Below are 20,981 nucleotides of genomic sequence, written 5' to 3'. Positions count from 1 at the left end.
GTGATTGCTGTGCCCTGATTGTACGTCACCGGACGCGGAGCCGAAAGAGACTTTTCCATACATTCATATACTCTTCTTGACTTCCCTGGCCTGCCGTTGGAGCCGATATTCCTGCGGGGTCGCCTGATTCTGCTTCTTGAAAAAACGAATAAATGCGAGCGCGGAATTGTAGCCGAGCGCCGCGGCAATCTCATTGACCTTCATCGGGCTGTTCAACAGCCACTCCTTCGCCTTCAAATTCCGGTATTCGTTGATGTAGTCGGACAAGCCGATTCCCGTCAGCTGCTTATACAGGCGCGAGAAGTAGGACGGATTGAGCCCGACATGATCCGCGATGGCGATAAGCGAAATATCATGAGACAGATGCTCCTCGATAAAGCGGTGCACCTTCTTGACCAGATCGGAGGGCACCTGCCCTCCTTGGGCAGCCTGGCGCGTGAAGAAGCAGTCTGCCAGATTCCAGAAATACTGCTTCACGTCCGGCCAGGAGACCGCTTCATCCTTCTGGTACAGCAGCGTCGCGTCCAGCTTCGCGTGCACCTCCTGCCGGAACGGTTCATTCTGATCCATGCAGGACAGGAAGATGGATGCGAGGGAATGATACAGCTCCATCTTGCGCCCGTAGGCATGCGAATCATCCGTCCAGACCGTGGTCAGGTGAAGATACAGATTATTGAATTCCTCCCGGTGGTTGTTCTCCAGACATTGCAGGAGCAACTGCAGCCGGGTATGGTGGCAGTAGTCGTTCGCCTCTTCCTCGCCTTCCTGCAGCTTGAGCAGATCCGAGTCCGTGACAATGACGGCGGGAGACAGGCCAAGTCCGTAGACGAAGCAATATTTCAGCATATGGAAGCGTTCCGAGATCATGGTCCAATTCGTCGGCTCGCTGCTCAGGGCGAAGGAGACCGATACGCGCAGCAGGCGCTGGCATGTCTGCTGAATGTTCTCCAGCATGGCGCTGATATGGGAATACCCCTTCTGCCACGCCGCCTCGAAAGGGCCTGTGTCGCGGGGCTGCAGCAGCCACACGATGCGGGAATTATCGCAGACGCAGGAGTAGCATTGCATCTGCGACGCCGCGTATTCTTCGGCAATGTTCTGCACGCCGTACAACAGCAGTGCTTTGTCCAGCGGCGTGAACGATTCCTTCCACGTGTCCACCCGCCCCAGCAGCAGCAGAATTGGCCGTTCCGCCTGCAGCGGAATTCCCAGCTCCCGCAGATGGAGCGCCCGGTCGGCCGATGCCTCCTGCTTGCCCTGAAGCATCTCCCATATATATTCCTTCTGCAGCAGCGGCAGCGCCTGGCGCGCCCGTTCAGTGGCCCGCTCCAGCATCCGGAGCTGGTCGCCCTCTTCGTCCAGCTTTGCCATCGCGCGCTCGACCGAGCTGATGATCTTGTCGTCGCTCTCGACCTTCAAGATATAATCGAAGCCGCCATACGCCATGGCGCTCCGGATATAATGGAAGTCATTATAGCCCGTAAGGAAAATGACCTTGCAGGCCGGCCAATCCGCCTGAATGATCTGCAGCAGCTCGATGCCTTCCAGTCCCGGCATTTTGATGTCGGATATGACGATATCCACCCGATGGCTACGCATGATCTGGAGCGCCTCTTCTCCTGAATACGCCTTCATCACTTCCAGCTCCAGGTGCTTCGTGGTCTGGAACAATTCCAGCAGCCCGTCAACAATGATGGGCAGATCGTCTACGATGAGCAGTCGACGCATAGCCGATTCCTCCTTTATTCTACGCCAAGATGTATAAGTACTTTGAGTCCGCCAAGCGCAGAGCGTGACACTTCCAGCCCGTATTCCGCACCGTAGTGAAGCTGTATCCGCCGATGCACGTTGATGAGTCCCGTCGTCTCCTCGATGCGGTCAGCCGAATGCGTTAACCGGGCTCGCAATTGCTCCAGTCTGTCATCATCCATATTGTTGCCGTTATCCTCCACGCAGAGGGTGATTCCGTCAGCCCGCACCTCGCTGTGCACCCGCAGCTCGCCCGGTCCCGCCATACCGCCGATGCCATGCTTGTAGGCATTCTCGATAATCGGCTGCAGCACCAGCCGGGGGACCCGCAGCGGCGGCGTCTCGACATCGAAGCGGACCCGAATGCGATCGCCGTAGCAGATCGTCTGCATCTCCACGTAAGTGCGCGAATGCTTCACTTCCATCTCCAGCGAAATGATGTCCTCATCATCCCGGGTAATAAATTGAAAATATTCGCCGATGTAGAGACAGAATTGGTATGCCTTCTCCTTATGCTCGGACTTGATGAGCCGGCACAGCACGAAGAAGCAGTTGTACAGAAAATGCGGGTTAATCTGCGATTGCAGCCGCTTCAGCTCGGAGCGCTGGTTGCGTATCTGCTGTTCATAATTCTGTTCGATTAGCGTCTTCAGCGAACCAACGGTATCATTGAAGGCTTGGTACAGATAACCGAACTCGTCGCGTCTGCGATCGATCGGTACCGGCACCAGCTCCAGCTTCTGCACCCGCTTGAAGCCATGAATCAATCGCATCAACGGGCGGTACATCAGCTTCATCAGTGAATACGAAAAAAACGTTCCCACGACAACCGCAAGACCGCATGCCCACAAGAACCATTGCTTATACGTCTGAATCGGCCCCAGGACGGCGGATTCCGGAATGCAGGTGACGGAATAGGATTTCCATACGTCCGAATACTTGAATACGGTAAGATAGCGCTCGCTTCCGAACTCGACCATCTCATAGCCTTGCTTCATTCCCGCGAGCTGCTTCTCGCGTACGAACTCGGTAAGCGCCAGCTCCTCAAGCTTGGAGTGATCATTGCTGCGAATCACCCAGCCCCGCTCCATATTCATCAGCATGCTTTCGCCGCCTAATGAACTGGTGATTTGTTCTAACGCTTCCTTGATCTTGCGCGTAGACAGCTCAACGCCGACGACATATAACGGATCCTTGAACGTACTGGTCGGATACTGCATCGTCAGGAACAGGCGATCGTTCCAGTAGATGAACGGCTCGTCGTAGAACGGCCCGCTATGCTGCATCGCGGCATATTCCTCCTGGCTCATGCCCGTCTCGTACTGCACGCTGAGCAGGGTGCGCCCGAGCTTCGGCACATACGCCTTCGCTTCGCGAATGAACGGGCTCGAGTTCTTCATCAGGTCGAGCCGCTTCTGAATGAGCGTAATACTGTGCGCGCGCTCATAATACGTCAGATCGGTGCCGAGCGCCGCCAGCTCCATCAGATCATTGTCCATCACATAGTTCGGCAAATATTGCACGATGCGCTGGACCTCCTTATCCAGCGAATCGAGATAGAAGCTGGTCGTGTTCAAGGTCGAATGCGATATTTCTGTCTGAATGCTGTCTGCTCCCCGATCATTGATGAACCACGTAATCATCATGAGGGGGAGCAGCACAATCAGGAACACGCCCATCATTTTCATAAAAATCGAGGAATCCTTCAATCGGAATAATAGCTTCATCACACGTTCCCCCAGGAGTGAGTTGATCGGGTTGAACTATTATTCTTTGACACTCCCCATCACAATTCCTTTAATGAAGAAGCGCTGCAGGAACGGATAGATCGCCAGGATAGGAAAAGCGGCGACAAATATTTGCGCGGCTTTGCTCGTCCGGTCGGACAACTGCTGCATCAGCTCGATGTCCTGGGACTTCAGGAAGCGAAGATCCATCTTAATGATAATCGACTGCAAAAAGGTCTGCAGCGGATATTTGTCCGGATGGTTCATCAGGATCATCCCGTCGAACCAGCTGTTCCAATGCCAGACGATGGTGAACAAGCCTGTCGTGGCGAGCGCCGGAAGAGAGAGCGGCGCATAGATTTTCCACAAGGTCGTGAAATGGCCCGCCCCGTCAATCTTCGACGATTCCTCCAATTCCTTCGGCAGGTTGCGGTAGAAATTAAGCAGCAAAATGATATTGAACACTTGAATCGCGCCCGGAAGCACCAAGGCCCAGATCGTGTCGATCAGGCCGACCGCCTTGACGGTCATATACCATGGAATCAATCCGCCGTTGAACAGAATCGTAAAGACGAAGACCCATACATAAATGGTACGCATCCGGAATTGAGTTGTTTCCTTCGATAATGGATAGGCCGTTAAAATCGTCAAAAACATGCTGAGCGAGGTGCCTAATACGACGCGCTGAATCGTAATCCAGAAAGCGCGCAAATATTCCGGCTTGCCGAACACGTTCTTATACGCTGCTGTCGTGAACTCGACCGGCCAGAGCAGTACTTTGCCTGCGGATGCCGCATTGCCCGAGCTGAATGAAATCGCAAGGATATGAATGATAGGCATGAGACACAGAAGCGACAGCACCGCAAGAAATACGAAGTTGCAGCCTAGAAACAGTCGTCTGCCGAATGACTTTTTCATAAGTATGACCGTTCTCCTTTGCTAGAAAATGCGATAATTGGCGAAGCGGTAGGCCATGACATAGGATACGGAAATCAAAATAAACGAAACGACCGATTTCAGCAATCCAACCGCCGTGGCGAATCCGTACTGTGCCTGCTCGATCCCCATCCGGTAGACAAAGGTGTCGATAATATCCCCGCTCTCATAGACTTGCGGACTGTACAGGTTGAAGATCTGGTCAAAGCCCGCATTCAGCACGTTGCCGATATTGAGCGTCAGCATGAGCACGATAATCGGCATCATCCCCGGCAAGGTAACGTACAAGGTCTGCTTCCAGCGGCCCGCGCCGTCAATCTCCGCGGCTTCATACAGCGCCGGATTAATGTTGGTGAGCGCAGCCAGATAGATGATGGTGCCGAAGCCGAACTCCTTCCACACATCCGTAATGACCATCACGTAAGGGAACCAGCTATTGTCTCCGAGGAAAAAGATCGGCTTGACGCCGAACAGCCCCAGCAATTGATTCAATATGCCTGTAGATGGAGACAGGACGTCAATGACAATACCGCTCAGGAGCACCCACGATAAGAAGTGGGGCAGATAGACCATTGTCTGGAATGCCCGCTTGACCCATTCCTTGCGCAGTTCATTCATTAATATCGCGATCGTAATCGGGACGATAAGACCCGCGATAATTTTCATCGTTGCAATGTACAAGGTGTTGAATACGATCCGTCCGATGTCCGGATAATCGAGAAGGAACTGGAAGTTCTTCCACCCGACGAACGGAGAGCCGAACAGCCCCTTGGTCGGGATATACTTTTGAAATGCCATCAATATGCCGGCCATCGGAATGTAGCTGAATATGATGACGAAGATGAGCCCGGGAATGAGCATGATATGCAGCGGCCATTCTCGCTTCCACATACGAGACAATTGATTCATTATGCATCACCTGCTTGGAGTAATTAGAAAAAGGGGGGAATCGAAGCATTCCGATTCCCCGCACAGCACGTTAGCTTGGTCACTTGGTCATACTGAATTGAAGTTCTTGGTTCACGACTGCCGGTCACAACCGATTACTTATTTTTCGCATACCATTCGTTGACTTCCTTCGTAATCTCGTCTCCGCCCAGCTTCTTCCAGTCAGCGACGAACTTGTCGAATTCATCGATAGAGACTTGGTTCATAATAATTTTCATGAAGATTTCATCGCGTTTGCGGTTCAAAATCTCCCGCTTCTCGACCATCGTCGGTGTCGGCGCGCCCCAGAACTTGTTCTGATGGAACAGATTGTGCTCCTTCAAGTAAGGAATGTTCGATACCGCTCCGTTCGGTCCGGAGATGAGGTATTCCCACCACATGCTGATATCTTCGCCATTCACGTATTTCATCGCCCGTTCGAAGCGCGTTTTTTGGTCCTTCGTCTTCGGCAGGCTCTCATCCTTCGTCTCAATCGCCTTCGGCAGCACTTCCCCGTTATCGCTCGTCAGGTTGAATGCCATCACAGGGTTGAGCAGCCAGTAGTTATTGCCTTTTTCCTTCAGATCCTTGCCGTATTCATACACCTTCTGCTCTGGCGTCGGATGGTTGTCAACCTCGATCCATTGGTTCAGCAGCTTGATAAGCGCTTCCGGATGCTTGGCGTTCTTGGACACGACATAATAGCTCTCGGTTCCCAATTCGATCTGCGTGGACGCTTCCGTGCCGTCAATGGAAGGCAGACGGTAGACACTCCACTCCTGCACAACCTTCCCGTCCTTCACGGCAGCCTGGGCCAGATGGGCCGGCGTCCACTCCGCGCCATACAGCACGCCAATTTTCTCGCTGAAGATGAATTCAGACGCTTTCTGCATATCCTTGACCGCGAATTCCGGGTCGATCAGGCCTTTCTTGAACATCTCCTGGAGCGCGCGCAGCGCTTCCTTCATCTCCGGCTGAATGTCACTGTTCATCAAGCCGCCTTGACCGTCTTCCATCCATTGATTCAGGTAGGCATGGTATCCGTTCAGGAAGCCGACCAGTCCCAGCGCGCCTTCATCGAACTTCTTGTTCAGCGCCAAGCCGTAGGCTTTCCCCGTGCCGCCCGGATCCTTCGTCGCGAAGGCTTCCATAATCGTCATCAGATCCTGCATCGTCTTCGGCTCCGGCAGGTTCAGCTCCTTCAGCCAATCGGAGCGCACCCACACGAGCTGCGGCGCAAACGGGTTGCCCGTCTGCGGGATGGCCATCAGCTTGCCGTCGAACGTGCCCGACTTCATCTGCAGGCCGCCGTCCTTCTGCATGAACTCCTTCGTCTCATCGGTCGCATATTGATCGTACACGCTGGTCAAGTCTTGAATCATATCGGCCTCGATCAACTGCTGCACCTGCGCCGGAGTCGCCGGGAAGAAATCAGGAATGTCATTGGTTGCAATCGCCATCTTCAGCTTCTCCTGGAATTGAGCCCCGTTGACAACGCCATCGACAACCCACTGATTCTTGATGCGGACGCCGACGTCTTTCTCGTAGGCATCATACACGGCGTTCTTGTCGAAATTCTCCCCCTCGTCAAACTTCAAATACGGGTCTTGCGCACGCACCGTCGATATTTCCAAGACGGTATCTTCCGACGAAGCTGCAGGCGTGTCTGCCGAAGCATTATCCGCCGGCTTGTCTGCCGGCTGCTGCGATTCTGCCGGCTGGCTGCTGCAGGCCGTTACCACGAGACTCAAGATGAGCGTAAGAATCAATCCGAATTTCCGCACTCTCTTCACGTCTGACCCTCCCATTGTGAATGGCATGATTATGTCTTCTTTCTATCTCCATTATAGGTAGCGCTTTCAGCCACGGGCTATATACCGGTGTTTACTTCCGTATACAACTGTTGCGGAGCGCGAAAAAAACCGTGGTTCCCGGGGGGAACACACGGTTGGGGTGGGGGATTTATCGGATATATGGAACAAAACACCATATCTTTCGTATCAATCTACAAAGAGACGATCAAATGATTACGAAGGGTATCATCATAGAGAGACTCGGTGCTGGTCTGCTTGCACTGGGATTGTTTGCTATCAAAAAACCCGATGCGTGGATATTCAAGTCCATTTTCGATGAAACAAGCGATGACGAATTGCTAATTATTCAAATTCGCGGGGTCGTGGGATTAATCTCAGGGATAGTGATGATGGTGTTTGGTTTACAACTTTCCGGTCTGAGAAGCTGCTGCCTTTGAGCTACTAAGGCGATTCATCACTAACTTAATCCTCTTGAATGACTTGCGTTACCTTTGTTGCTAAATCTGCGGGCTCCTGATCTAGTTTGACCTTCGCATTACCTTGACGGCGTGCCTCCCGCCATAGCCGTATGTCCGCCTCACTTTCTAACCGAAGCTCCGCTACTTCGCAAGCACGGTCAAAAAGCGGCTTCGCCGTAAATAAAGCGTGATACACGTAATGGCCTCCCGGCACAATCGGTTGCTCCCGCTTTTCCCATTGCTCCACGGTGAAGAGTACATATAGTTCATCCGCCACCCCACGGCTGGATTGGATGTACAGAATTTCGCGACGGGGCAGAACCTTCCATTCCTGCACACGGCCATAATATCGTATACCTGCTTCACTCCCAAATTGCTTCATTGACTGATATAATGCCACATACTCGATTTGGGTAAGCTGACGATGATCCGTTATCTGCTGCAGCGGAACATGGTAATGGTGATTCGTTAATGATGCTTCTAGCTGCTGCTTGGCTGTTCGGCCTAAGGCACCGACGAGCACATTTTTGCCCGATAGCTTTTCTCTATAGTATTGATCAGTCCCTCTTGGCCGTGTGGAACGTTCATAGGCCTTTTCTGGGCTATCTTCTATGATTTCGTCTAAGAACTTTTCCACTAGCTTCGTTGCATTTGGCAAAAATGGCAGTGCCCCGATGTTAATCAAGTCAATGCTCTTATAGAAGCGATGATGTTGGAACTTCTCCTCGTTCGCATACGGGAATAATACATACGCCCCGAACATACTACGCTCATATGTCTGATTAGCAGGGTCCTCATATACAATCGCATCCCGATATCGATGCATCGTATTGATGTCTTCTTCCTCTGGCCCAGGTTGCTTGTATTTCGACCAATAGGGCGTACCTTCGTAGGCCGGATTCAGGCGATATTTAGCATCAAAAATATATTTGTATTCCGTGGGCGAATCACTTTTCTTCAACGTTAATACCGTGTCCGGCCGCTGCGATAGCGTCTTGCTAACCTCTCCTGCAGGGAGGGCATTATAGTAAAGAGTAAACTCCTCCCCGTTCCGAGGATTACGGTATTTCACCGTTGCCTTTCGCGACCGATCCAGCGTCACGAATAGTCCGCCTCGATTTACTTTAATAATATCCTGCTGGATAAGCTCGTATTTTTCGCTTAATAAGTGGTGTATTTTCAGGAAGCACCAATACTCGTACAGTTGCGCTAAATCCTTCACCGACAACCGGAACAAGTCAGTCTGAATAGATAATCCTTTCATCAGCATGAGATAGTACCGGTACACCTCGCGATATCCCGATGCCATTTGCAATACAAGGGAAAGCGACATATGCTTCATTTCTCCAACTTGAAGAAAATCTTGCTGGATCACTCGCCGAATCTGATTGTGCATCTGGTCAAGTCGCCGGAGTAGATGCTCGTCATGAGTTCGTTGCATGTTCAGAAGACTTACCCGAATCTGTTTCAACTTTTGCTCCATTCGTAAGAACACCCATCGGACAAATCGGTTCTCAGGTGTATCGAACGATACCCGCCGCCTTTGCTCCAACAAGTGCGAAGGGTTATAACGTTTGTCATGAATAGAGATAATTCCATTCGCACTAGCTTGTTGCAGCAAGTGAGGATGCTTCGCTACATATGCTGCATTCCCCTTATCTGCCCTTCTTATCCGAGCCGCCTCTACTTTCATGTACTCGCTCTGAAGCTTTGTATGTGGGGCAGCCTGTATGCGCCCTACTGCCTCCAGCATTTGTGTAAATAACTGTCGAAGGATAACGAAAAACTCAGTCAAGCTCTGATGCTTCGTCTCCTTGAGACCACTGAAATGAAATGTTTTACGCAAAAAATCAAACGCTAGGTTCGAAATTTGAGCATTCACATCATTTAAAATAAGCAGGTAGTCATGTTTATAATCCAGTTTGGAAGGGAAAATCTCGAGCTGGATACACACCAGCATTTCTCCATACAATTGAAGTTCCAACTCGGTGAGTCCAATTTCGTTCGTAAACCGTAGAATACCTGACAAAATACGGCTCCCCAACGGTCTGACTGCCTCACGTAGCTGAAGGTGCTCGTGATAGAACGTAAGCGGTAGATCACCCTTTTTTTCTACAACTAGCTCATAAGCTTGTGTCTCATAGAAGAGTGGTACCCAAGCGTCACCTTCTTGCCAGAGTCGCATTTCTCCATCGACGGGGGAATACAGATGAATGCCTTCAACTTGAATCTGCGAAGAAGCGGTAACGTGAACATATGAATCCACCCACTCTTGCTGAGAATTACGGTGCAGTTGGAGCGTCTCTACCGTAGGATGAAATGGTTTCCCTTGAATGTACAAAGTAAACAAGTTCGTTTCAATCCGTAGGAGCTCCACGACTTCCTTAACAGAGCCAGAATGAGGTGAAGCCATCCTCTTCTAACCTCCCTAACATGAAGCCTAGCTTCCGTGCACTCCGTGGATAACGTGCTTGGGCCCAATCTTGTTGCAGATACAATGGGGATGAATCCTCCATAAGTTCATTGATTGAGAAGTCCGTCCCTAATGCCTCCTTCATGAGCAAAAGCAGTGCACGCTTAATCGACATACTGCTACCCTGAATTCGGGGAAGAATCTTTTGCAGCAACTGGTGGTCAAAAGCCTCGTCTTCGCTCATTAATCCGAACTGCTTATTATAAATCATATAGAAGCATACCGAATCCCGAATCCGGAAACCGATTTGTGCATGAATGGGCTCGAGAATTTGATTGATTCGGACCAACTTTTCTGTGACTAACTGAACGAACTCTCGATGTTCATGATAGACATCAACTAACTGCAAATACTCGCTACGCAGAAAAATATTGGATACAGAATGCTCTACAAGTAACTCAGCCGATTCCTCAAGGTCAGGGTATTGATCGAGAGCAATATAGTTGAACTCGATGGTATTGGCCCGGTCTAAAACCTTTTTACTAAAAGGATGTGTCGTCTCATCCATGTTCACCGTTCCAACCAAGTAGACGTTTTCAGGTATATGTAAATTACTGAAGCGAGCCCGTTCTTCCTCCTGCAGTAGCATCTCCGGCTGAAGAAGGCGCGTTGTTACAATGCGATCGGCTTGCCATTCCTGCGTCTCTAGCACGCTAAGTACATCACTAAAGTAATGCTCTACCCGTGCCAGGTTCATCTCATCCAAGCAAATAAAATAGGGATTGTGGCAATTCTGAGGCTTCAACGCTTCTTCCAACGCTAAAGCAAGTGGTCCCGGACGAAACGATCCAGACAAATCCTTGTAGCCTATCAAATCAGAAGGATCGTTCCAATCCGGCCGTACGGGAATAAGCGTAAACTGCTGATTGCCTACTGTTGCTCCTAACGCCTCTGCAAACAGCTTTACGAGTTTCGTTTTTCCTGTACCTGACACCCCTGCCAAAATAACAAACGGCTTCGTCTTCAAAGATAAGTAGAAGTTCGCGATAAGGTTTTCAGGGTAGGAGAAGCCTTTGTGGCGAATATACGCCTGAATACGTTGTAGCTCATCAGCGACGATGAGAGGCTTTTCAATATGTTCCTGGTCTTCCTCTGTTTCATCGTAAATTATTTGCTCTTGGTTCATTTGCTCCTCCACGTATTGCCTGTAGTTCGCAACAACATTTTGTAAGTCGGCTATGAGTTGCTCGTCATCAGGAAGTTGATCTCGATCGTAGCGGTAGTACGCGACAGTGGACACTTGGTAGTCATAGCCAAGACCGCCTGATGTTAATTGAATATTGTCATCTTTATTCATCCTTATCAAAGGTAATTGTTCTCGTAATTCTTCAACTCTATGTCGAAGATATTTATAACCTTCTACCTTCCCATAATCCCGTAAAGGAATCGTAACCCCTTGCATAAATGTTAAATAGACTGCACTCATATCTTCCGCAAAAAGGTACACAATGTACTCTCCACGTTGCGTGGTCCTGGTTACACGACTATCCATAATTGCAATCCAAGGAATATTAGCCCAGTTCCCTTGTCCAACTGAGCCTTGAACCTTTAATTGTTCATAGATAAACGAGAATCCTTTTAACTCGCTTGGAATCGTTCTACGTACCATGTTGCCTAAATGGTTACCCTTGAACTGCTCTGTCTTAGCCTGTAGATAATTAGCCATGACGTGTTGAAGGGCTTCTCGTAAGGACCAGCCATGATCAGGTTCTTGATAAAATTCTTCTAATTCACGTTCAGTATATTGCCGAAGCTCATCAAGCACTTGCTCACTCCACTGACTGAGTAGATCAGGCTTAAATCCTAGCGTTTGCTCTAATTTATCACGCTCAAGGATATGGGATAACGCGTTAAGGGGATTATCGATAATCGTATGGAGTTGACTCACTTTTATTTCTTTCCATTGGGCTCCCACACTTAATGGTGGCACATCTACACGCTGGCCATGTCGTTCGCGTTCCTGTAACATACCTAAGAAGCGTTCTCTAACTTGAACAAACGGCACCTTACTTTGACCTAATTCCTTCATCTCTGACAACAATGCTAGGATTAGGACCATTTTATATGATTTTTGTTTGACCTTGAAAATATTCTGGAGTTCAACTGGTAAAGTCATGGCGTTCACCTGAATGAAAATATTTTGGTTGTTAGTTATAGGAATGTTACGATAAAAGAATTCTTCCCGCTAGGAACGTAAGACTATATCTGAAGACTTATATATTATGTTTCGAGATTTTGGAAGAAGTTCCTCTTTCCATGTCGATTTATGATGCAAAACATAAAAAACTCAACAGTCTAGTGACCGTTGAGCAACACATTGATTATGTAAACACTTTACTCTGTTATTCATCCGCGTTTAAGTCCTGCTCTGATCTTTGGTGAAAAATCATCATCTTCACCCCGTCCTGAACCCCCTTAGCATAAAGCCAGCTCTTTTGAAGTGATACGATCTGTTCGTGTAAAGCTAACCATTCATGATAAAATTTTTTCTCTCCCGGATTATCCAATTGGTCTATGAATAGATGCTCTAACCGATGTAATTTGTTCTTTAGTAGAAGGACATCATGTAACATCTCGGCATTCGCTGTAAGCAGTTCAAGACGCTGACAAAGCGCTTCCTTAACCCAGTCTGGCATGATATTTCCTCCATTATTTCTTGTCCCCTTCAATTATACGCGTATGCGTACCAGGTCAAAACTTATTATATGGTACGTTGATGCGTATAGTCAAATCATGTAAGTTTGGAGGACACCGAAATGGGCAAAAAAGTGGTAGTAAAAATTGCTGATCTAACCACAAAACACGGAATTTCTCTGCGGGAATTGTCCCGCTTAGCAGATGTCCGCCATGCTGCGCTAAGTGAACTGTCGAATGGCAAACGCGCAAACATCAATTTCGCCCATATCGAAAAAATCGCCGACGCGCTGGGCATCGACGATATTCGGGAGATTATTGACCTCATCGAAGAAAACGACGACATTTCCTACTAAGGCACCCTGCAACCCCAAGCGTACTTCTGAGTAAGATTTGTACCCTACGGCCCCCTCTATCAAACCCGTTCTGATTGTCTCTTTCCTCATAGGTCAGTATCGATTCAAATTCATAGACAAAAGTTCCATTGCCGGCAACCCGCAGGGAGCACACGCCCTGAGATTTTAGCCGCTCCAGCATGCGCTCCGACTCCTTCAAGGTCATGTCGCTATACAGCGTCAGGTCCACCGCCGTAAGATAGCCGCTGCGCCGGGCAGCCAGCTTAAGCGTATCTTTTTCAGCCTATCTTATTTTCTCTTCCATCATGAGTCTGGCATTCTTTTTCTTTATGAGAACTCTCACCACCACAACAACCCCAGCGGCAACCGCTCCTATTTTCAGAAAAATAAGTCCATCCGTCACAAGCCAGCGGGAAAAGTTTTTCACAAGGACCACTATTCCTATGACTGCATTAACTACAAAAAAGGAGCACGATATTCGCGCTCCTCTAGTCCATTTGTAGTTTATCTCATCACTTATTCAACTTCTCCCCTAAAAACTTCACAATCCCGTCCTCCGCGTCCTGCGAGTATTCCCAGACCATCGCCCCGCCCAGCTCTTTGGCTTTGATGTATTTCACCTTTTCCGCCAGGGCTTCTTTGTCCTCATAGCTGATGAAGGTGTTGCCGTTATAGAGGTAGGCCGTCTTGGCATGATCGTCGTAGTAGCGCTTGTAGCCGTTTTTGTTCAAGTAAGATTTCTCGATCGTTTTGTAGCTGAGATCCGTGTTGTCGATATCGATCGGCTTGCCGGGGGAAAAGGCGCCATCCGTCTTGCTCTTCACGTCCTTCCAGCCGTAGGAGTAGGCAGGGACGCCGAGCAGCAGCTTTTTGCTGTCAATCTCATGGTCCAGGTACATCGTGATGACCTGATCGATGCTGTGCTTGGCTTTGTTGCCGCGATCCGGATACAGATTGGAGTTGTACCCGGTCGTGTCCGACCATCTGCCAGTGAAGTCGTAGGTCATCACGTTGATGTAATCGACGTACTTTTCGACTTTTTTGACCTCGACATTTTGGAAGTACCAGTCCTGGGTGCCGGAAGCGAAGGTGAGCAGATACTTTTTGTTCTTTGGGTGCGGCAGCCGGTACAGCTTCTCTCGCAATTCCTTCATTAGACTCGTAAAATTTTGCGTATCCTCGGGGCGTGCCTTCTGCGTATTCCAAGCGTGGAACGCCGGGTATTCCCAATCGATATCGACACCGTCCAATTCCAGCTCCTTCACCATATTGATAATGCTCTCGGTGAACAGGTAGCGGTTGCCGTCCAAGGAAGCGTCAGAGAAGCCATCCGCGCCATAGCCGCCTATCGCCAATACCATTTTGGTTTTCGGATTATGCTCTTTCAGCTTTTTAATGTTTTCTTTGATCTGGTCATTGGTCGTTCCGTCTTCATGAAAATAAATATTCGTGCCATCGATCTTGGCAAAGGCGATAAACGCAATGTCCACATTTTTGTCCGACAGCTTGATATTTTTGTAATCTTTCCACGCTTCCACATAGACCGCCGTGACTTTGCGATCCTCCGCGCTCGAGATTTGATAAAAGTACAGGCCCATGCCGGCCAGCAGCACAACAATAAAGCATTTCGTCAACAGGTTCACTTTCATCGCTCTACCCTCTTCCGCCGAATAGTACGTATGTGACCACTTTATTCAGATTAAGCACCTTGACGGTGATGTAGCTGATGCTAAAAATAACTGCAATATTGACGAGCAAACTGATCGCCGCCTCCAGCACCGTCGCCTGCACTTCCGTTCGGCCGGACACCAGCATTTCGATCAGCAAATGGATCAAATAGATGCTGAAGCTGGCCTTGGAGAGCGAGCTGATTAATTTCTGGATTTTATGATTCACTTTTTCGCTGATCCGCTCTTCTTTTTCTTTGAAGTAAATAAACATGCCTGCCGCCATGAAGAAGGTGGTGATGGAATAGTTGCCGTAGAACATCTCATCCAGCACGCCGCTCCGCTGCGATACAAAATATGTCGCCACCGGACTCAGGAAGAAGGAGACAATGCCGAGGTTGAACACGATATTTTTCGCCCGCAGCGGAAGATCGTAATGAAAGAGATAATATCCCAAAATAAAATAGCCCAGAAACCCCATGAAAAACGGGATGTTCATAATCGGAATGTTGATATATTGATCCGTAGCGCGAAAGACGGCATCGGAGATGAACCGATACGCGATGCTGACGATAAACCACAGCAGCACATAATATCGCAGATCCCGCTCACTGCAAGTTTTGATTAATTTGCTGATTAAGGGAACTGTCATGTAAATCGCGATAATGGCATACAGGAACCACAAATGCACATAGGTTCTGTCCGTCAGCAGCCGATAGCCGAAGTCCAGCACGAACTCGTAGGCGTTCATCTTGCTTTGTAAAATATAGTATTGGTTATACAAGCCATAAATGAGCGACCAGCTCACAAGCGGTATGAGCAAGGGGACGACTCTCTTTTTATAGAACTCCGGATAGGATCGGATCTCGGTTCTCAGAATCATCGCCCCGCTAATCATGAAGAATACCGGAACGGCAAAGCGCGAGATCGAATTAAACAGATTGCTGATCCACCATGAGGAGGTGTTGAAATCATTCGAGCTGGTCAACAATTCCGCGGTAAAATGCAAAATAATGACGGCGATAATAGACAGAATCCGCAATATATCTACATATAAAATCCGTTTATTGTGAAAAACGCTGCTCATGCGTGCTCCCCCATTCCATTAATTTGATCCGGCAGCGATGTTCTGGCTAATCGCGGCGACGCCTTTGCGCTCGACGAAGCCCCAGCCTTCATCATTGTCGAAATATTTGAACGTGCCGGCAATATTAATGTAGAGCAGCAAATTCCGGTAAGTAAGCAATTCGTATTGGCTGAACAGGAACATTTTCACATAGTCCTTGAAAGAATAAGTGCTGCCAAATTTTTTGCATAAGTATAAGGAAATAAGGATCTGGGCCGCATTGAACACCAGGCTGATCAGCAGAAAAATAAGCGCATGAATGACATTTCCGCCTGCGATGAGAGCCTGGGACAAATAAAATAGCGTCGTGAACGCCGAGAAGGTGCCCAGCATAAATCCGTCGATCGCAAAAAACACGCTTACGCCGGAGGAAAATTTGTGCGACAGCTTCGACCAGTAAATTAAAATGCAGTCGACAAATGCTTTTTGCCACCGGATGCGCTGCTTGTAGAAGTTCGGCAGATTCTCCGGACATTCGGTATAGCAGACCGCTTCCGGCGCATACACCAGCTTTTTCTTCAACTGATTCGCCTTCATATACTCATGGATTTTCAATGTAATGTCGATGTCTTCCCCCACCGTGCTGCGGAACCCGTTCACTTGTACCAATATATCCTTGTAAAAAGCGCCGAATGCGCCTGAAATGACAACAATCGAATTAAAAACGGATTGCGTTAATTTGCGGACATAGAAGCCGTGAATATAATTGATAATTTGGCTCTTAATGAGCCCCCTGCCCCGGAATCTCTCGACGATGACGCCATTCTGCTTCTCTGCTCCCTGGACGATCTTGACCGTGCCGCCCAGTGCAATCACATCGTCTTGATGAAAATATTGATTCACATATTTCAACGCGTTCGCTTCCAGCATGCTATCCGCATCCAGCGTAATGACGATATCTGACGCAGCGCAATCGATGCCCGCATTGAGGGAGTCCGCCTTGCCGCCATTCAGCTTGTCGATGACAAAAATCCGGGGATACCGCCGGGAACGGTAAAATCCCTTGATCGGTTTATAATCCAGCTTATTGTCCGGTTCCCGATCATCCGGCTCCAATTCCAGCAGCTCGTCCAGCCTGGCGAAGGTGGCGTCCTTGGAACCGTCGTTAATGATGATGATTTCATAGTTCGCATAATGCAGGCCCGTCATGGCATCAATGCAATTCTTGATCGTAAGCTCCTCGTTGTAAGCGGGAACGAGCACCGAAATCGACTTTTCAGCAAGATCGGGATTCAGCTTTTTCACCTTGCTGCACAGCAGCGGAATGATCGTATACAGAAGTTGAAACACCAGAAACGTAACAGCTGTTCCATAAAAAATGTACTGCATGGCACTCACTCCTTTTTCTCTCTAACATTCAGCTGATTTCTGGGTGCACTGCTCGTTTTTTGAGGTCAGGGCCAAGCTTCCTTGACGCCGATCTCAACAAACGGGAACATCTCCTCTCGCCTCCTTACTTTACAGATTAAGCCATTTCCTCTATCAAACCTATCCTAATTGGCATGCAAAAGTAAAACCGCATGAATATCCAAGAAAACGAATACATAGCGATTTTTCAAATGCAGTCTTTAGTTTGGGTCATTTTACCTCTAAATGTAATATTAATGTAAATGTTAAATATTTTTGTCCCTTGTCACAATTGATGGGATAAATTTCTCTTGGCGAGGGGGAAATTTCTTGAATGGAGGGGCGACACGGAACATGCCTGTTTTCATATTGGGCTCCTATTTATTCTCAAATCCACAAGCGGATTGGTTCGCGGCTGCATTGTATGTAGAAAAACTCGGCTGAACCGGCAAGCTCTGCAGGGAGGGAGATACGTGAAGTTTATTGTTGGCATTTTCTATGTCAATCGGCTGGACTTGCTGTACCGGGCGGTAGGCAGCATACGGCACTATTGGCCGCACACGGTCGTGATTGACAATTCGCCCGGGCAAGAGCTGCGCCGGACTCCCGGCTTGTCTTCGATGGTCACGGTCTATGTCCCGCCCGTTCCCTTGTCGCACAGCCAGTCGCAGAACCTGCTGCAGTCTTGGGGAGCGGAACGGAAGTGCGATGCCGTCTTCTATATGCACAGCGACGCGGAAGCGCATGAGGGGACACCCGAAGCCTTTTTGGCCATGTTGGACCGCTGGCTGCAAGAAGGACAAAGATGGGGCCTCGCGTTTACCAACCTCGATACGCTGGCGGCATTCCGGATGGAGGCCGTGAAGGCCGCGGGACCGTGGGACACGGCGCTGCCGATGTATTTCTCGGATCAGGACTGGTACCGCAGGGTGCTTCTCTCCGGGTACGAGATCGCCCATACCGGCCTGGGCGTAACCCATTATAATGACGGGGCCTCAACGGTGAAGTCCGATCCGTACTTGACGCTGCTCCATCAGGTGACATTTCCGCTGTACCATAGCTACTATCAACGAAAATGGGGCGGGCCGTTGGGGCATGAAACCTATATCCTGCCCTTCGGCCAATATCCGGTGAACCCGGTTCCGAATTATCTGCATGACATCGGAGGAGAGCTGAGCGGGGATCATACTGGCTGAACGGACTGAACGGGAGCCTCGAACATCGAACTCTTGCATGCCGCGATGTTAAAGCATCAATCCGGATCCTGTGAGGCGGCAAAAGCCACAAATGCGCAAACGCTGCCTCTTCCATTTCGTCACTATTATGCATTAACTCAAAAAACCAGGCTCACTATGCTGAGCCTGGCTGCTGCATTTCTGGTGTTATTTCCGCTTCGCGAACATAGCGGGCAGACTGTCCGCGAACGGCGGGTAAGCAATGCCGTTCTCCGTAACAATCGCCGTGATATGCTCATGATCGGTCACATCGAAGGCCGGGTTATACACTTTGACCCCTTCCGGGGCCATCGGCTTTTCATACCATTTGCTCGTAATCTCTTCATCCGGACGCAATTCGATATGAATGTCGTCGCCTGTCGCACACCGCAGATCGACCGTGGACAACGGCGCGCACACATAGAACGGAATGCCGTAGTGCTTCGCCAGAATCGCTACCGCCGACGTGCCGATCTTATTGGCCGTATCTCCGTTGGCCGCCACGCGATCGCAGCCGACCAGGACGGCTTGAATCTTGCCTTCCTTCATGACGATGGAAGACATGTTGTCACAGATGAGCGTGACATCGATGCCCGCTTGCTGCAGCTCCCATGCTGTCAGCCGCGCGCCTTGCAGCAGCGGTCTCGTCTCGTCGGCATACACCTTGAAGCCGTACCCCTGCTCCTCGCCCAAATAGATGGGCGCCAGCGCCGTGCCGTATTTGGCCGTCGCGATCGCCCCCGCGTTGCAGTGCGTCAAGATGCCCCAGCCCGGCTTCAGCAGGGACAAGGCATGCCGGCCGATCTGCTCGCAGACTTGCTCATCCTCGGCCCGGATCGCTTCCGCTTCCTGCCGCAGCGCTTCCTTGATCTCGGCGATGCTTCCACTCAGCTCACGCTGGAAGCGCGACTCCATCCGATCCAGCGCCCAGAACAGGTTCACCGCCGTCGGACGGGAGGAAGCGAGATAGTCCTTGACCCGCTCAAAATCTTCGGCCAGCTTTTCCTTCGTCGCCGCCGCCGAAGCCTTGACGCCCAGGTACAGTCCGTACCCCGCGGCAATGCCGATCGCCGGAGCGCCTCGTACCTTGAGATGGTAGATCGCGTCCCAAATATCCTTCAATTCCTTGAGCCTGAGAAATACTTTCTCGTTCGGCAGCATGGTCTGGTCCAGGATGACCAGCGTATCGTTCACGTCATCCAAGGTTACCGATTGAATCATCGCCGCCGTGATATTGTTGTCTCCCATCGTCCTCTGACCTCCGTCTCTGCTGTCGGCTCAGCCCTGTCACTCCCGCCGTATGCCCTGACAATCCTATCATGATGATGATACCAGGAAACGTAAGTACTGTCGCGCAGTTCTTCCACGCCAGCACAAGTCTTGCTTCGAATAAATTCATCATATCTCGAATCGCCGGCAGGAGCCAGTCTTTTGCCGTTCCTTCTCCGGTCGGTTTCCGTTCATGGTTTTGCTTCATTTTCATGTTGAGCTTATGGCTTGATGCCCTAAGCCTGATTAGCACCGTACCGGCTGCGAAGCTGCTCCAGCTTGTCTACGATGGTGTTGATCAACTCGGGAGGCTCCTTAACGAAGGCATCCGTGCCCAAGCCGAATATCCGCTCCGCATAGTATCCGATCTCGCCCTCGCCAATACGGGTCTCGATCGTGCCCGTTCCGTCTTCATGCCGCGTGATCGCTTTATCGAGCCATGGATCGGCCTCGCATTTCCTCACCCCCAAGCGGGTCAATTCCACCCGCAGCGATACGGTATGCTGCCGTTCAGGCGGCAGGAACCATTGCTCGAGCGTTATCAACTTCTTAATCTGCCTCCGCATCTCTGGCTCCAATGGCTCCCGCGACTCCAGCGCTCTGATATAGTCCGCTCGGAACAAGCGGTAGGCTTGCTTCCGGAAGCAATAGGCCGGGCAATACCAATAGCCGTTATGCGCATATAACCCAAGTGGCACGATGTCACGTTCATTCTCTCCCTGCGCCGAATCGTAGCGGATCGCAATGACTTGCCGCTCGACAGCCGCCTCCAATAATTGCTGCAAAAACGGAGCCTCCTGCTCTCTCCGCGGGGTCCAGAATTGAATGCAGTCCTTCAGACGGTCGATGGTCCGCTTCGCGTTCGGGGGCAGAACATTGTAGAACTTGCTCAGCGCCGAGACGGCCTCCTCCCCGAACGGTATTGACGCGTAGTTGTGCAGCGACTGATAGGCGAAGAACATCGCAACCGCCTCGTTCTCCGTGAACGTCAGCGGGGGCAGCAGCTTCTCCTTGAGGAGCCTGTAACCGCCCTTAGGCCCGAATTCGGCATACAGCGGCACGCCCAGCTCCTCCAGGTCGCGCAGATCTCGTTGGATGGTTCGCAGCGATACGCCGCATGCTTCCGCCAAATCGCGCGCCGTAAATTGCTGTTTTTTGTTGATAAGCATCATTAACTCGATCAGCCTTTTCGCTTTTTGCATGCATCGTTCCTCTTCTGTTCCCGGCACATCCATCGTGAACGCGCCGTGTTCTGCATTCATGGGGACAACTTCTTTTCTATCT

General features: G+C 50.1%; 16 protein-coding genes. 3 read left to right on the top strand and 13 right to left on the bottom strand.

Going from position 1 to position 20,981, the window contains the following annotated elements; all coding sequences use genetic code 11:
- Positions 1-63 precede the first annotated feature (63 nt).
- The 5 genes from NNL35_RS08170 to NNL35_RS08150 form a co-directional block, all read right to left on the bottom strand.
- Positions 64-1,728: a response regulator gene (locus tag NNL35_RS08170; RefSeq protein WP_254553264.1), complete on the bottom strand. Its 1,665-nt coding sequence runs from the start codon at positions 1,726-1,728 to the stop codon at positions 64-66.
- 14 nt (positions 1,729-1,742) lie between these two features.
- On the bottom strand, positions 1,743-3,476 hold the full coding sequence (locus tag NNL35_RS08165; RefSeq protein ID WP_254553262.1) for a sensor histidine kinase: 1,734 nt from the start codon (positions 3,474-3,476) through the stop codon (positions 1,743-1,745).
- A gap of 39 nt (positions 3,477-3,515) precedes the next feature.
- Entirely contained in the window at positions 3,516-4,394 is an 879-nt protein-coding gene (locus NNL35_RS08160) for a carbohydrate ABC transporter permease (RefSeq protein WP_111157071.1), read from the bottom strand.
- 21 nt (positions 4,395-4,415) lie between these two features.
- Entirely contained in the window at positions 4,416-5,321 is a 906-nt protein-coding gene (locus NNL35_RS08155; protein WP_254553260.1) for an ABC transporter permease, read from the bottom strand.
- A 134-nt stretch (positions 5,322-5,455) separates the two neighbouring features.
- Positions 5,456-7,132: an extracellular solute-binding protein gene (locus NNL35_RS08150; RefSeq protein ID WP_006677551.1), complete on the bottom strand. Its 1,677-nt coding sequence runs from the start codon at positions 7,130-7,132 to the stop codon at positions 5,456-5,458.
- Between the two features lie 230 nt (positions 7,133-7,362).
- Here NNL35_RS08150 and NNL35_RS08145 point away from each other — a divergent pair, with 230 nt between their 5' ends.
- Positions 7,363-7,590, top strand: a complete 228-nt coding sequence (locus tag NNL35_RS08145) for a hypothetical protein (protein ID WP_254553258.1) — start codon at positions 7,363-7,365, stop codon at positions 7,588-7,590.
- A 25-nt stretch (positions 7,591-7,615) separates the two neighbouring features.
- Here NNL35_RS08145 and NNL35_RS08140 read toward each other — a convergent pair whose 3' ends face one another.
- The 3 genes from NNL35_RS08140 to NNL35_RS08130 all read right to left on the bottom strand — a co-directional run bounded on the left by NNL35_RS08140 (position 7,616) and on the right by NNL35_RS08130 (position 12,720).
- On the bottom strand, positions 7,616-10,024 hold the full coding sequence (locus tag NNL35_RS08140) for a restriction endonuclease-like protein (RefSeq protein WP_254553256.1): 2,409 nt from the start codon (positions 10,022-10,024) through the stop codon (positions 7,616-7,618).
- On the bottom strand, positions 9,996-12,200 hold the full coding sequence (locus tag NNL35_RS08135; protein WP_254553254.1) for an MrcB family domain-containing protein: 2,205 nt from the start codon (positions 12,198-12,200) through the stop codon (positions 9,996-9,998). The genes NNL35_RS08140 and NNL35_RS08135 overlap by 29 nt, the downstream gene beginning before the upstream one ends.
- Positions 12,201-12,426: 226 nt before the next feature.
- Positions 12,427-12,720: a hypothetical protein gene (locus NNL35_RS08130; RefSeq protein WP_254553252.1), complete on the bottom strand. Its 294-nt coding sequence runs from the start codon at positions 12,718-12,720 to the stop codon at positions 12,427-12,429.
- A gap of 120 nt (positions 12,721-12,840) precedes the next feature.
- On the opposite strand from NNL35_RS08130, the gene NNL35_RS08125 reads away from it, so the two are divergent.
- Complete coding sequence (locus NNL35_RS08125; protein WP_168181058.1) at positions 12,841-13,074, top strand: helix-turn-helix domain-containing protein; 234 nt, start codon at positions 12,841-12,843, stop codon at positions 13,072-13,074.
- 512 nt (positions 13,075-13,586) lie between these two features.
- Here NNL35_RS08125 and NNL35_RS08120 read toward each other — a convergent pair.
- Genes NNL35_RS08120 through NNL35_RS08110 form a run of 3 tightly spaced genes read right to left on the bottom strand, consistent with a single transcriptional unit; the run spans position 13,587 to position 17,196 of the window.
- On the bottom strand, positions 13,587-14,723 hold the full coding sequence (locus NNL35_RS08120) for a glycoside hydrolase family 18 protein (RefSeq protein ID WP_254553250.1): 1,137 nt from the start codon (positions 14,721-14,723) through the stop codon (positions 13,587-13,589).
- Positions 14,724-14,727: 4 nt separating this feature from the next.
- Positions 14,728-15,828, bottom strand: a complete 1,101-nt coding sequence (locus NNL35_RS08115; RefSeq protein WP_254553248.1) for an acyltransferase — start codon at positions 15,826-15,828, stop codon at positions 14,728-14,730.
- An 18-nt stretch (positions 15,829-15,846) separates the two neighbouring features.
- Positions 15,847-17,196, bottom strand: a complete 1,350-nt coding sequence (locus NNL35_RS08110) for a glycosyltransferase family 2 protein (RefSeq protein ID WP_006677546.1) — start codon at positions 17,194-17,196, stop codon at positions 15,847-15,849.
- A gap of 491 nt (positions 17,197-17,687) precedes the next feature.
- Between NNL35_RS08110 and NNL35_RS08105 the strand changes: the two genes are divergently transcribed.
- Positions 17,688-18,410 carry a glycosyltransferase family 2 protein gene (locus NNL35_RS08105; RefSeq protein ID WP_254553246.1) on the top strand — a complete coding sequence of 241 codons (723 nt, stop codon included), beginning with the start codon at positions 17,688-17,690 and terminating at the stop codon, positions 18,408-18,410.
- A gap of 186 nt (positions 18,411-18,596) precedes the next feature.
- Here NNL35_RS08105 and mtnA read toward each other — a convergent pair whose 3' ends face one another.
- Both mtnA and NNL35_RS08095 read right to left on the bottom strand, forming a co-directional pair.
- Positions 18,597-19,676, bottom strand: coding sequence for an S-methyl-5-thioribose-1-phosphate isomerase (mtnA, locus tag NNL35_RS08100; RefSeq protein WP_254553245.1), 1,080 nt, complete (start codon positions 19,674-19,676; stop codon positions 18,597-18,599).
- Positions 19,677-19,933: 257 nt separating this feature from the next.
- Positions 19,934-20,959 (bottom strand): helix-turn-helix transcriptional regulator, encoded by a 1,026-nt coding sequence (locus tag NNL35_RS08095; protein ID WP_254553243.1) that lies wholly within the window; start codon positions 20,957-20,959, stop codon positions 19,934-19,936.
- Positions 20,960-20,981 lie beyond the last annotated feature (22 nt).

The sequence above is a fragment of the Paenibacillus dendritiformis genome, assembly GCF_945605565.1.
Classification (GTDB): domain Bacteria; phylum Bacillota; class Bacilli; order Paenibacillales; family Paenibacillaceae; genus Paenibacillus_B; species Paenibacillus_B dendritiformis_A.
The sequence above is the reverse complement of the archived record's forward strand: the minus strand, read 5'-3'. Positions and strand labels throughout refer to the sequence as shown.